Origin of the sequence: Mycobacterium sherrisii, assembly GCF_002102355.1 — a bacterium.
In the GTDB taxonomy this organism is placed as follows: Bacteria; Actinomycetota; Actinomycetes; order Mycobacteriales; family Mycobacteriaceae; genus Mycobacterium; species Mycobacterium sherrisii.
This window is the reverse complement of the sequence record NZ_LQPT01000102.1, coordinates 22,254-35,367: the sequence shown is the minus strand read 5'-3', so window position 1 is coordinate 35,367 and position 13,114 is coordinate 22,254. Positions and strand designations below refer to the sequence as shown.

Below are 13,114 nucleotides of genomic sequence, written 5' to 3'. Positions count from 1 at the left end.
GTTGATTCAGCCGCGCAGCGCGGCAGCCAGGATTCCCGGTAGGCGAACAGGATTACGGTCGACGGCGAATTGGCTGAGCCGCCGCAGGGTTGTCTCGGCGGTCCTGTTGGTGATGAAGAACACCGGCTTGGGGGACAGCGTCAGCTCACCGCCGAAGAATGAGCGGGGCGCGGGACGGAACGGGATCTCGACCACGGACTTCTGCGGCTTCGGGAGCATGAAGGCGTTGTGCACCACGCCGACGCCGCTACCGATGTCTTGCGGCCCGTTGCCGGGGTAGGCCCCCCAGGTTGCCAGCGCGAACACCATTCCCGACCAGACGTTGATTCCGATGCCGCCGTACCGCAGCCGCGCGACCGCATCGTCGAATGCTGCCGCGTTACGCTTCCGGGTCTTGGGGTCGATGACAATGACCGCGCCCAGCGAGCCGGGTAGCACGTCGTTGGCAAATTCCACGGCGTTGTCCAGGAATTCCCGTGCCGTCGCGCCGGGAAGCCGGACGATGCCCAGGACGCCGGCGAAGGCCTCGTCGGTCAGGATGCTGGCCCCGCTGTCGGGGTCGACGTCGGGGATGAGCGCCCAAGTTTTCTCGCTCGACGGAAACTCGGCGCCGGGCATGCCCTCACACGCTCTGGCGACTCTCGTCACCGCGCCGGGGTAGTAGGCCGGGCGTGGTTCGAGGTCGCGCATGATTGCTCGTATTTCCGCGACGAGCTTGTCGGCCAGCGGCCAATCTTGGGGCAACACAAGGACTTGCGAGGCGTTGCAGTTGTGTCCGCAGTTGAGCAGCTTGCTCGACACGATGTGCTCGGCCTGGAATCTGATGTCGGCCTTCTTCCAGGGCCCGGGAACCACGATGAGCGGACTGACGCCGCCGAGTTCGGCGGTGACGGGTTTGTTCAGTCGCGCCGCGTTCTCGGCTCTGCGGGCGGGGGCACCGTCATCGGTGCCCCACATGATCGCGTTGTAGGTGGCCGACGACCCCGTCATGTGAATCGCGTCGACCTTGGGATGGTGGGCCAAGTAGTCACCAACGTCGGCGCCTCCGTTGAGGATTCGAAGCCATCCCCGCGAGATGAAGTCGCTCCAGACCTGTTGGTAGAAGGGGCCGAGGTAGTCGTTGACCGGGTTGAGTTTTACCGCGCAGACGTTGCCGCTGACGTACAGCTGCTCCATCACGTCGAGTGTCGTGATGGTCCCCAGGTTGCCCGCCGCCAACACCAGGCACACTCCGGGCCGGATCTTGTTGGGGTCCCGGTCCATGTTGGCGCTGCTTCGGCGTGTCTGATCGGCATTCACGCCCGGCTCGATCCACACGCTGGCGCGATACCCGTTGAGGAACAGGCGCTCGTAGGCGGTGGTCGGAAAGATGTCGACAACGACCTGGCCATCGGGTCGGGTGCGCACCGCGCCGGCCTCGACTGGGTCTTTGCCGGCCAGGATCCGCTTGAGCGCCCGCAGTTGTGTGTTGATGGCCTGAATTGGCAGCCATACCCCGGTCGCCCATTCCTCGCCGGCCCAGATCGATTTCGGGGCAACACCTTTGGCGTCGAGAGCCGAGGCCACCAGGTCCGGTGCGGTTTGGAGAATCCTGCCGGGCAATGCTTCGAGCATCGAAATTTTCTCGGCCAACGGCAAGGACGCCCAACCCTGCGCGTTGGAGCGCAAGTCGTCAATTGCCTTATCGAGCGCTGCTGTGTCCATGCGGGTCCCTGCGGTCATGACCGGCTCCCTTTCAAGACTTTCTAGACACCGACTGATCAGTCGGCTCCCCCCTTACGCGCACAGTAGGCCTGGCCTAACGGAGAATCCATGGTTGCCTCGACAACCGAGATTGTCTGGCCAGCAAACGACGGTTGCCGCGGTCGATCGAGTTTTCAAACCGAGCACGCGCGGCGTCGACGTCAACCAGCGTCAAGGCGGTTTCAACATTCTTTTTGCCCGCCTTTGAGCGACAACATGTCGAGGCCGCGGCACACAAGCACGATTTGTCGCTCAAAGGCGGGCAACAAGAGCCCCGACAACCTCCTTTGGTACGCGAGCGACGGAGCCTTGCATCCTCTATTCGGACGGGTTGGGCGTCATCGAGGCGATGTAGTAGATCTCGTGCCCGGTGGGGTATCCGCCACCGCCGGTGGCGATGTGGACGTGGTCGTAGTGGTTCGCGGTTTCCGAGCCGAGGTCGGCGGTCCAGGCACCCGAGGCGGGGCCCAGGTAGATCTTCTGCCGCCAAATCACGTGATTGATGCCCCACCGCTTGGCGTTCGCCAGCGCATACCCGGCGATCTGGTTGCCCAGTTCGATGCCCTGCGGGCTGTCATGGTGGGGGATCATGACGTCGATCGCCAACCCGTTGGGATGCCACGGCAATGCGTCCTGCCGATAGCCGTAGATGGTGGTGATCTGCGGGAATAGCACGCTGATGACACGCGCTGCCCAGATGGTCTTGACCTGCAAGTGGTCCTCGGGTGCGACGCCGGCCGGCAAGGGGAATTGGAAGCTTTGCGCTCCGGTGGGTGCGGTCGACGCCAATGCCGCCAAGGCTTCGGCCTCCGCGGGACTCGCGACGTGCGGCCCGCTGCCCGGTGCCGCCGCGTCCTTCGGCGGGGCCGCCGCAGTCGGCGTCGGTACCGCCGCTGGCGGCTCGATGCAGCATGACGACCTTGTCCCCTGCGCGTAGATCATGCCGGCGGAGACCACGAGCGAGGCCACGATCGCCAACCACCGGCTTTTGCCGACGGCTAACGCGCTCCTGCTCACCAGCAGCACTTTAGTGTCGTGTGCGACGCGTGTGGCCCACTTTAGGCAAGTTATGGTTGCTGGGATCGAATCCCGGAAGGGGGTGAGCGAGCAGTGTCATCCGATGGCGCGGCACGTACCGAAGGCGACAGCTGGGACCTGGCTTCCAGCGTCGGAGCGACCGCAACAATGGTGGCGGCGTCGCGCGCACTGGCGTCGCGTGAACCCGACCCGCTGCTCGACGACCGGTTCGCCGAGCCGTTGGTTCGGGCCGTGGGGCACCCGTTCTTCACCCGGATGCTGGACGGCGACATTCCCCTCGACGACGAGGACATGCCCCTGACCGCCCGACAGCGCTGCGAGCAAATAGCCGTGCGGACAAGGTTTTTCGACAACTTCTTCAGAGCCGCGACCGAGAGTGGCATCCGTCAGGCCGTCATCCTGGCCGACGGGCTCGACGCGCGAGCTTATCGGCTGTCGTGGCCGGCGGGAACGGTCGTGTTCGAGGTCGATCAGCCCGAGGTGATCGTCTTCAAAGACACCACGCTGGCCCAGCTCGGCGCCCAGCCGGCGGCCGAGCGCCGGGCCGTCAGCGTCGATCTACGCGATGATTGGCCGGCCGCGTTGCGCGCCAACTTCTTTGACCCCGGCATCCCGACCGCGTGGATCGCCGAAGGTCTGCTGCCGTACCTGCCGCCCGACGCTCAAGACCGGTTGCTCGACCACATCACCGCGCTGAGCGCGCCGGAGAGCCGGCTGGCCACCGAGAACATCACCGACATGGGGGTCTTCACCGACGAACGCGCACGGGCCTTGCGCAGCGGCTGGCGCAAGCACGGATTGGATTTCGACGTCGCCGATCTGATCTGGGTCGGCGAGCGCCGGCAAGCCAGCGAGCATCTGGTGGCCACCGGCTGGGACGTCACCCAGCACGCCACCGAAGACCTGTACGCCGAGAACGGCTTCGCCCTGCCCGAGCATGAACTGCTGGCCGATATTCGGCGCACCATCAGCTATCTGAGCGCGGAACTTCGCTGACGTCGCCCGAATCGGGACGGCTGCTCGCCAAGCTTTTCAAGCAGGTCGGCGGCGCCGGCGACACTTGCGTCGGGCTTGCTCATCCGGGTGGCGAACTCACGGGCGCGGGTCACACATTCGGGCGCCAAGATTTTGCGCAGGTCGGCGACGAGCGAGTCGCGGGTGGTGTTCGCAAACCGCCGGGTGGCACCCACCCTCAGTCGGGTGAGCTGGGCTCCCCAGATCGTCTGGACCAGGTCCATTGACAGGACCAAGGTGGGAATACCGGCGCGCAGTCCGGCCGCGGTCGTGCCCGTGCCGCCGTGGTGCACGACCGCCCGGCAGGACGGAAAGATCGCCGCGTAGTTCACCGCGTCCACCAGTTTGACGTTGTCGAACTGGGGGACAGCACTGAAGTCGCTCCAGCCGGCGCACACCAGCGCGCGCTCACCCAATTGCGCACAGGCGGCGCTGATCATCTTGACCGTCGCGGCCGGCGACTCGACTCGCATGCTGCCGAAACCGAAGCAGATCGGCGGGGTTCCGGCCGCGACCCACGATGCGACCTCCTCGTCGGCTTCGGTCATCAATTCCATCGTGAGCGCGCCGACAAAAGGCCGCTGCCCACGCCATTTCGCCCATTCGGCCTCGAGACCCGGGAAGCACGCTTCGTCATACGCCTGAATCTCCAGCGATCCGCGCTCGGCAATGCGTAGCGAGGCGGGGCGAGTCGCCTTGGGCAAGCCCAACTCTCGGCGCTGTGCGTCCTCGAGGTGCTTGGTCATCCGCCAGGTCAGCCAGTTGGACGCGCTCATGGCCGCGCGGGCCACCGGCGACGGCACGAAGGGGAGGAGCCGGCCGTTGGCCCGGATCGGCACGTAATGGAAGGTCGCCAACGGTATGTTGTAGTACTCGGCGACATTGGCCGCGGTCTCCATGAAACTTTCGCCGGTGAACAACACGTCGGCGCCCCCGGCCAACGGCGCCAACGTCGCGGCCATGTGCACCCAGCTCGCAACGACGGACTCGCGCAGCTCGCACCACATCCTGGCCAGGTCGGACAGCCGCCAATAGTTGTGAAACGCGGACGCCCAGAAGTCGCGATAAGTGTCGAGCCATTCCTGCGTGTCCAGCCCGTAGGCGACGGCGGCAACCCCCGCGGATTCGGCGAAGCCGACCAGATCGGGCGACACGGCCAGCTGGACGTCATGCCCCCGGCGCAGCAGCTCACGACCGACAGCTACTGACGGCTCGATGTCCCCCCGAGTTCCATAACTTGCCAGCACAAATTTCATGGCGGATCCCGGAATCTTCAGTTGTCATGTAAGGGCCGAACCGCAGGGGGCATCGGTGGGTGGTGCGGGCCCAGCCTAACCGATCGATGCGGCCCCCAACGCGGGAAATGATTTGCACATCCGTCACATCAGCACGCCACGGGCAACGCGACCGGCGCGCCAGCACCACGCGCGCATGGGCACATCGACGGTCTCGGCGCCGGGAAATTGGGCGGCCAAGGCCGCGCGCGCGTCGGCGAAGGTTTGGGCGCGGTCGTCGGGGGAGGCGATGATCGCCCGGCTGTAGGTGCCCAGCATCGCGACCGCGTCGTCGACCGTCATGGTCCGCACGAACTGAAAGGTCGCACGCTCGGTGTTGTGGAAGATCTGCGGTTCGGGGAGGGCGAAGTGCAGCCGCTGCCGAAACCGTTCGGCGGATTGCACTTCCTCGAGATTTTGGCCGGGCAGCCGCCCTAGCTCGCGTACCCAGTCCACGTCGCGGTCCCGGCTTGTCCAGATCAATCCGAGTCGGCCTCCGTCGCGCAGTACCCGACCGATCTCAGGAATGGCCCGTTCGTGATCCATCCAGTGCCACGCCGACGAGACGAAGACGGCGTCCGCCGCCGCATCGGGAAGGGGGATCGACTCGCCGCGTCCCTCAAGCGCGCGGACCCCCGGAGATCGTTCCGTCAGCACCCTGCGCATTCGCTCGTCGGGTTCCACCGCGATGACCTCTGCCGCTTTCCCGATCAGCGTGCGGGTGAACAGACCGGTTCCGGCCCCGACGTCGACGGCGACCTCGCAACCGGGTGGCACCAACCAATCGACCGCCTCCCGCGGAGCCTGGGGACGTAACCCGTCGTAATCCTCAGCGATCGATCCGAATGACATTGCGCGCTCTTGACGGTCGGTCACATTGCCACGCTAGCTGGGCTACCTGTGCGGCAGCTGTAGCGGCCGAATTTGAAACCTAAGCGAGCCCGGGTGAAGCACAATGAGGTGCTGGAGTTCGGGGAGGAGTACCGCCATGACCGAGACCGTCACCGCGCCGAGCGGTCGCCTGCCGTCGCCGCGGCGCGCCGCAGTCGGTGTATTCGCCCTGCTGCTGGCGGGGCTGCCAACGGTGTGGATCGCCGTGCCGGCCATCAGCCGGGCCGACCCGGTATGCGCGCCCGGCTGGGCCTGGAGCGTGGAGTTGAATGAGTGTGTCTTTGTGCTTCCGGCTGCCAACGGCCCCGGCGGACCCGGCGGACCCGGCGGACCGGGCGGACCCGGCGGCCCGGGCCGCCGCTAACCCGGTCAGCAGGGCGGGGGATCGGCATCCCATTCGGTCAATGTCCAACCGCTGGAAGGACTTCCGGTCAGCACCACGTGCCCGACGTTGGTCAGCGACTTGGTCTTCAGCAGTGTCGGGTCGGCGTTGTGCGCGTTCATCAGGACCCAGAACATGATCGCCGCGCTGTGGGAAAACGCGACCGGGTTCTGCTGGCCGCTGTCGTAGATGCGGTGGATGGCTTCACTGAATCGCGCATTGAACTCGTTGCCGTCGACGGAGCCCGGGATCCGCGCGGTGCGGTCACCCTGCAGCCACCGCGCCGGAGCGGCGAAGTAGGTCTGCGCGATGTCGGCCTCCGGGGCGCCTTCGAAGTCGCCGGCCTCGATCTCCCGCAATCCGGGTAGCACCGTGACGGATTCGCCCAACGCTTGCGATGTCGGGGTGGCCGTCTCCTGGGCCCGGATCATGCTCGAGGCGTAGACGCCGTCGTAGTGGTTCGGGGCCAGCTGCGGGGCCACCAGCATCGCCTGGCACCAGCCTCGAGGGGAAAGGTCCGGTCCCGGCGTCGACGTGTCGATCACACCGGACGCGTTGGCCGCCGACTGGGCGTGGCGCACCAGAGTCAAGGTGATCGGGTGCTGTCCGGCGGCCTGTGCCGGGGCGGCGCTTCCCGCGGCCAGGATCGCGACGACGGCCATAGCGGCGACGAAACACCGTGTGGCCAGGTCGATTTCACCGGAGCGCCCAGACGTTGCAATCCTGCGCAGCTGCACGCGAGAAGTCTAAGGCGTCCCCGGCCGTCCCGCTCGTGCTGCCGGATTTACAGCGGAATCCAGACGCCGAAGAACCAGAAGCCCCACTGGTTGAAACCGGGATCCCACACGGGTGTCTCCGGGTAGCCAAAGTAGTTGATCGGGCCGTAGGTCCACGGAGCACCGGGCGGCGGGAGCGGACGATCCCACGCGGGCCGAGGCGGTTCACCCGGACCCCACGGCGCGGGCCCGTTGCCCCACGGCGCGTTGTTGAAGTAGCCCCGGTGCGGATCTCCGTGCCACGGGCCACCGGGTCCGCCCGGTCCACCGGGACCCCCAGGATTATTGAAGCCGGGATGCCCGGGACCACCCGGTCCGCCAGGGCCGGGGCCGCCAGGCCCACCCGGTCCACCCGGTCCGCCAGGGCCGGGACCACCGGGTCCGCCCGGTCCACCCGGTCCGCCAGGGCCGGGACCACCGGGTCCGCCCGGTCCACCCGGTCCGCCCGGGTCATTCGGGCCCGTCGGCGCGTGGATACCGCCGGGCGCCGGCGCGCCATGTCCACCGCCGGGCGCCGGTGGAGGCCCCCCGGGAGCGGCGCTGGCCAGGCCGGAGCCCATCCCCAGTGCTGCCGCACCTAGGGCACCCGCCAGGCTGCCCGCCGCGATCAGTCGTTTCAGTTTCATGTTCCCCCCACTTACTCGTGGATCATCAGAAGCTGACCCCGTCCAGCTCGACGTTAAATAGCTTACCTATGAGTCGGCTAGGTGAACCCTCAGGGCGGGCTTTGGGTAATCCCGTGACGCCGTGCCATCGGCCCATGCCGTTGCGGCCGGGCGCGGTCCATCCGATGACACCCACTGAGCGCGCGACCTGGAAGCCAAACTGTAACATCTACCGTTGCGTGCCTCAGAGGAGAGAAATCATGCATACCGTGTTCGCGCAGCAGGTCACCCGGTGACCGAGTCGACCGTCCTGCCCGACGGTTCATTGGAGTCCGGGCCGTACTTCGTGCGTGACGAAACCCGTTACGTGCCAACCGCCGTCGCGCGGGGCGGCTGGGGTCCGTCAATGAGCGGGCACGTGGTGGGCGGCATCTTGGCCTGGGCGCTGGAAGGCTCCGTCGACGACCCGGCGTTACAGCCCGCGCGGCTGACCGTGGACCTGCCCGCACCGGCCGCGCTGGAACCGTTCGAGCTGCGCACCCAGGTCCATCACGAGCGTCGACGACTGCGGCTGGCCGAGGTCACGCTCATCCAGCGCGGCGAGCCCGTCGCGCGAGCCAGCGCCCTGTTTTTACGGCGCGGCCAGCAACCGGATGGCCGCGTGTGGTCACAACCCATCCAGATGCCCCAACTGCCCACCGAACCGGACGGTACTCACCCGACGCTGTTCCTGCGGACCTACGGGTGGGGCGGCGAGTTGCAGAATCCCGATCCCGACTGGGACACCGCCGGCCCGAAATACACCTGGCTGCACGAAACCCGGCCGCTGATCGACGACGAGCCGCTCACGCCGTTTACCCGGGCGGCGCTGTGTGCGGACGTCACCGCCGCCATCGCGAACTGGGGAACCAAGGCGTTGCAGTTCATCAACGTCGACTACACGCTCGCTTTGAGCCGGCTACCCGAGGGCCCGCACATCGGGCTGGCCGCGCTCACGCACTACAGCGACGACGGCGTGGCCAACGGATCGGCTGTCGTCGTCGACCACAAGGGTCCCGTCGGTAGTGCCGTCGCCGTCTCCATCGCGCACTCCGGATTTCGACCGCCCACGGACGTGCCAACGGCCGGATGACCACCACGACGGACCGCGGTTATTGGGCGTTGCTGGTCGACGCGGCACGCCGCCAGCCGGATCGGCAGGTCCTCGCCGACGAATACGGGCGCAGCCTGACCGCAGGCGGGCTGCACGACGCCGCCTGCGCGACGGCCGCCGCGTTCGCCCGCCGTGGCGTCAAACCGGGCACCGTGGTGTCCTGGCAACTCCCCACCACGCTCGAGGCCGTGGTCGTCATGGCGGCGCTGGCCCGCCTCGGCGCGGTCCAAAACCCGGTCATCCCGTTGCTGCGGGAACGGGAGCTCGACTTCATCACCGGACAGTTGTCGACCGAATTCCTTGTGGTTCCCGAACTTTGGCGGGGATTCAGCCACGGTGACCTAGCCCGGTCGTTGGCGTCGGACAAGGGATTCGAGGTCGTCACCCTGGACCTGGCCACGCCGGCGCGCGCCGGTGCGCTGCGGCTGCCCGACGCCGACGCGGATGGCTTGCCGCCCCTGCCGGAACCGAGCAGCGACACCCAATGGGTCTACTACTCCTCGGGAACCACTGCCGCTCCCAAGGGAATCCGCCACCTCGACACCACGGTGATCGCCGGCGCGCGCGGGTTGGTGGACGCCATGGGAATCACCGCCGACGACGTGGACCCGATCGCCTTTCCCATCGCCCATATCGGCGGGGCCGCGATGCTGGCCGCCGCGTTGCTGACCGGGATGCGACTGGCGCTGTTCGAGGTATTCGACCCGGCCACCACCCCGCTGGCCATCGCGGCGCACCACCCGACATTTCTGGGCACGGCGACGCCATTCTTCGTGGCGTTCCTGGAAGCCCAACGGGTGCATGGCGATACGCCGCTGTTCGGCGCACTGCGCGGCTGCATCGCCGGCGGCGCGCCGATCACCGCCGAACTGGGCCGGCAAGTCCGCCAACACCTCGGCACGCCCGGCATCGCCAACGCCTGGGGTATGACCGAGTTCCCGGTGGCCACCTCGCCGCCGTTGAATGCCCCGCCGGACGTGCTCGACTACACGGTCGGCGCGCCGGTGCCCGGTGTCAGCGTCCGCGTAGTGGACAGCCGCGGAGCCGAGCTGCCCGCCGGGCAGGAGGGCGAGCTGCGCCTTAAGGGGCCCCAGTGCTTCCTGGGCTACGCCGACGCGACGCTCGACGCCGACGCGTTCGACGAGGACGGCTGGCTGCGCACGGGTGACCTCGGGCTCGTCGACGTCGACGGCAACGTGCACGTGACGGGGCGGCTCAAGGACGCGATCATTCGCAACGCGGAAAACGTCTCGGCACTCGAGATCGAGAATGTGCTCGCCAGTCATCCCGGCGTTGCCGACGTTGCAGTCATCGGGGTGCCCGACCGCACCGCGGGCGAGCGGGTGTGCGCCGTGGTGGTGCCCACCCCGGCGGCTGGTCTGACACTGGAATCCCTGGTGCAGCACTGCCATTGCCTCGGGCTGAGCCGCTACAAGCACCCGGAGCGGCTGGTCATCGTCGAGAACCTGCCCCGCAACCAGTTCGGGAAGGTCATCAAGAAGGATCTGCGCGCGGCGTTCGGTGGCTAGCCGAGCCGTTCGTCGCGCTCATAACCCCTTCGGCGCGTCGCGGACCGCCTGCACCGCCACCGCGTCGCCGTCGAAGTCGACCCGGGCATCGCGCCCAACGGCGAACAGCAGCAATTCTTCGGGCGGGCCGGTCACGGTGACCGCCGGCCCGCTGCCCAAGATCAGCACGGTCTTGCCCTCGGCAGTGCGCAGCGCGACCCGGCCGGGCACCTTCGCCAGCGTCATCCGAGCCATCAGCGGCAGGGTGCGGCGCAGGCTGGTGGCCAGTTTCGGTTCCAGGACGCGCGGCGCCCAGTCCGGTTGCGCGCGGCGCACATCCTCGTGGTGGATGAACATCTCGCCGATGTTGGCTATCGGATCGAGGAGTTTCAGGGGGGTGTAAATCGGAGGGCCGGACGCCACCTTGTCCAGCAGGGTGTCCCAGTCGGTCCGCGTGGCCACGTCGTTTTGCACCTTGGCGGTGTGGTCGGCGAAGCGCGGGATGAGGATGCCGGGCGCGGCGTCCGGCCGGTATTCGCGAATCACCAGGTGGGCGGCGAGATCTCGCGCCGTCCAGCCGTCACACAAGGTGGGCGCGTCGGGTCCGACGCTGCGCATGGTGTCGACGAGCGCCGCACGTTCCCGCTGAGCAACTGACACCTGGATTCCTTTCCCCGGCAGCGCTGACCTCTTCAGGGTAGAGCCCGAACACACCGGTAAATTCTTTGCCATGAATGCTGGTGTTGAACAGTTGGAGTTTCAGGCCGAGGCGCGACAGCTCCTGGATCTGATGGTCCACTCGGTCTACTCCAACAAGGACTCGTTTCTGCGGGAGTTGATCTCGAACGCCTCCGACGCGCTGGACAAACTGCGACTCGAGGCGTTCCGCAACAAGGACCTCGACCCCGATGGCACCCTCACCTCCGACCTGCACATCGAGATCGAGGTGGACAAGGGCGCGCGCACGCTCACTATCCGCGACAACGGCATCGGGATGACGCGCGACGAGGTCATCGGCCTGATCGGCACCCTCGCCAAGTCGGGGACCGCCGAGCTGCGCCAACAGCTTCGGGAGGCTAAGAACCAGAAAGACACAGCCGCTTCCGAGGAACTGATCGGCCAGTTCGGCATCGGTTTCTACTCGTCGTTCATGGTCGCCGACAAGGTCGAGCTGCTGACCCGCAAGGCCGGCGAGACCCAGGCCACCCGCTGGGAATCGACCGGCGAGGGGACCTACACCATCGAGTCCGTCGACTTCGAAACGGGCAAAGCCCCCCAGGGCACCGCCATCACCCTGCACCTCAAGCCCGAGGACGCCGAGGACCAGCTGCACGACTACACCTCGGAGTGGAAGATCCGCAGCCTGGTCAAGCAGTACTCCGACTTCATCGCCTGGCCCATCCGGATGCAAGTCGAGAAGCGGACGCCCGCCACAGAAGAAGGCGGCGAGGAAACCGTCACGATCGAGACCGAGACGCTGAACTCGATGAAGGCGCTGTGGGCCCGGCCCAAGGACGAAGTCTCCGACGAGGAGTACAAGGAGTTCTACAAGCACATCGCGCACGCCTGGGACGACCCGCTCGAGGTCATCGTGATGAAGGCCGAGGGCACCTTCGAGTATCAGGCCCTGCTGTTCATCCCGTCGCACGCCCCGTTCGACCTGTTCCAGCGGGACGCCAAGATCGGGGTGCAGCTCTACGTCAAGCGCGTGTTCATTATGGGTGACTGCGACCAGCTGATGCCGGAGTATCTGCGCTTCGTCAAGGGCGTGGTCGACGCACAAGACTTGTCGCTCAACGTTTCTCGCGAGATTCTGCAGCAGGATCGACAGATCAGCGCGATCCGCCGCCGGTTGACGAAGAAGGTGCTGTCCACGATCAAGGAGCTGCAGTCCGACCGGCCGGAGGACTATCGCACGTTCTGGACTCAGTTCGGCCGGGTTCTCAAAGAGGGTCTGCTCTCCGACGTCGACAACCAGGACACCCTGCTGCAGATCTCCTCGTTCGCCTCCACGCACAGCGAGGAAGAGGCCACCACGCTCGCCCAGTACGTCGAGCGGATGAAGGAGGGGCAGGACAAAATCTTCTACGCCACCGGGGAGACGCGACAGCAAATCCTGAAGTCCCCGCACCTCGAGGCGTTCCGGGCCAAGGGCTACGAGGTCCTGCTGCTCACCGACCCGGTCGACGAGGTCTGGGTGGGCACCGTGACCGAGTTCGACGGCAAACCGCTGCAGTCGGTGGCCAAGGGCGAGGTGGACCTCGACTCCGACGAGGACAAGAGCGACGCCGAACGCGAGGAGCAGGCGAAAGACTTCGCCGAGCTACTGAGCTGGTTGAAGGAGACGCTCAACGAACACGTGAAGGAGGTCCGGCTGTCCAGCCGGCTGACCGAGTCGCCGGCCTGCCTGATCACCGACGCGTTCGGGATCAGCCCGGCGCTCGCCCGCATCTACCAGGCCTCCGGGCAGAACATTCCCATCGGCAAGCGGATTCTGGAGCTCAACCCGAACCATCCGCTGATCACGGGCCTGCGCCAGGCGCACCAGGAACGGCCCGACGACTCCGCCGTCACCGAGACCGCCGAATTGCTGTACGGGACGGCGTTGCTGGCCGAAGGGGGAGCGTTGGAAGACCCGGCTAGGTTCGCCGAGCTGCTTGCCAAGCAGCTGACCCGCACCTTGTAAGCAGGCAAAACCGGCAGGTTCGCGGTTGAAACGTGGCCGCAGCG

Annotated in this window: 12 protein-coding genes; 5 read left to right on the top strand and 7 right to left on the bottom strand. The window is 66.9% G+C overall.

What is annotated here, in order from left to right; all coding sequences use genetic code 11:
• Positions 1–6: 6 nt before the first annotated feature.
• On the bottom strand, positions 7–1,722 hold the full coding sequence (locus tag AWC25_RS21735) for an aldehyde dehydrogenase family protein (RefSeq protein WP_085167588.1): 1,716 nt from the start codon (positions 1,720–1,722) through the stop codon (positions 7–9).
• Between the two features lie 339 nt (positions 1,723–2,061).
• Positions 2,062–2,769 (bottom strand): VldE C-terminal domain-containing protein, encoded by a 708-nt coding sequence (locus AWC25_RS21730; protein ID WP_069400134.1) that lies wholly within the window; start codon positions 2,767–2,769, stop codon positions 2,062–2,064.
• Positions 2,770–2,853: 84 nt separating this feature from the next.
• On the opposite strand from AWC25_RS21730, the gene AWC25_RS21725 reads away from it, so the two are divergent.
• Positions 2,854–3,777 carry an SAM-dependent methyltransferase gene (locus AWC25_RS21725; protein ID WP_142278990.1) on the top strand — a complete coding sequence of 308 codons (924 nt, stop codon included), beginning with the start codon at positions 2,854–2,856 and terminating at the stop codon, positions 3,775–3,777.
• Here AWC25_RS21725 and AWC25_RS21720 read toward each other — a convergent pair.
• Positions 3,753–5,051, bottom strand: coding sequence for a glycosyltransferase (locus AWC25_RS21720; protein ID WP_069400132.1), 1,299 nt, complete (start codon positions 5,049–5,051; stop codon positions 3,753–3,755). The genes AWC25_RS21725 and AWC25_RS21720 overlap by 25 nt on opposite strands.
• Before the next feature lie 123 nt (positions 5,052–5,174).
• Positions 5,175–5,945 (bottom strand): class I SAM-dependent methyltransferase, encoded by a 771-nt coding sequence (locus tag AWC25_RS21715; RefSeq protein ID WP_069400131.1) that lies wholly within the window; start codon positions 5,943–5,945, stop codon positions 5,175–5,177.
• Between the two features lie 112 nt (positions 5,946–6,057).
• On the opposite strand from AWC25_RS21715, the gene AWC25_RS21710 reads away from it, so the two are divergent.
• The gene (locus AWC25_RS21710; protein ID WP_085167586.1) at positions 6,058–6,324 is read left to right on the top strand and encodes a hypothetical protein; all 267 of its coding nucleotides are present in this window, start codon (positions 6,058–6,060) and stop codon (positions 6,322–6,324) included.
• A gap of 5 nt (positions 6,325–6,329) precedes the next feature.
• Here the strand turns inward: AWC25_RS21710 and AWC25_RS21705 are convergent, their stop codons facing one another.
• Positions 6,330–7,004, bottom strand: a complete 675-nt coding sequence (locus tag AWC25_RS21705) for a histidine phosphatase family protein (protein WP_069400129.1) — start codon at positions 7,002–7,004, stop codon at positions 6,330–6,332.
• Between the two features lie 122 nt (positions 7,005–7,126).
• On the bottom strand, positions 7,127–7,744 hold the full coding sequence (locus AWC25_RS26900) for a chitin-binding protein (protein WP_085167584.1): 618 nt from the start codon (positions 7,742–7,744) through the stop codon (positions 7,127–7,129).
• A 271-nt stretch (positions 7,745–8,015) separates the two neighbouring features.
• Here AWC25_RS26900 and AWC25_RS21695 point away from each other — a divergent pair, with 271 nt between their 5' ends.
• Together AWC25_RS21695 and AWC25_RS21690 are read left to right on the top strand one after the other, a co-directional pair.
• A complete protein-coding gene (locus tag AWC25_RS21695) occupies positions 8,016–8,855 on the top strand; it encodes an acyl-CoA thioesterase domain-containing protein (protein WP_372513452.1) in 840 nt (279 codons plus the stop codon).
• A complete protein-coding gene (locus tag AWC25_RS21690; RefSeq protein ID WP_085167582.1) occupies positions 8,852–10,405 on the top strand; it encodes a class I adenylate-forming enzyme family protein in 1,554 nt (517 codons plus the stop codon). The genes AWC25_RS21695 and AWC25_RS21690 overlap by 4 nt, the downstream gene beginning before the upstream one ends.
• A gap of 18 nt (positions 10,406–10,423) precedes the next feature.
• On the opposite strand, the gene AWC25_RS21685 is transcribed toward AWC25_RS21690, so the two are convergent.
• Complete coding sequence (locus AWC25_RS21685) at positions 10,424–11,044, bottom strand: TIGR03085 family metal-binding protein (RefSeq protein WP_085167580.1); 621 nt, start codon at positions 11,042–11,044, stop codon at positions 10,424–10,426.
• A 70-nt stretch (positions 11,045–11,114) separates the two neighbouring features.
• Here AWC25_RS21685 and htpG point away from each other — a divergent pair, with 70 nt between their 5' ends.
• On the top strand, positions 11,115–13,070 hold the full coding sequence (gene htpG / locus AWC25_RS21680) for a molecular chaperone HtpG (protein WP_085167578.1): 1,956 nt from the start codon (positions 11,115–11,117) through the stop codon (positions 13,068–13,070).
• Positions 13,071–13,114: the final 44 nt, after the last annotated feature.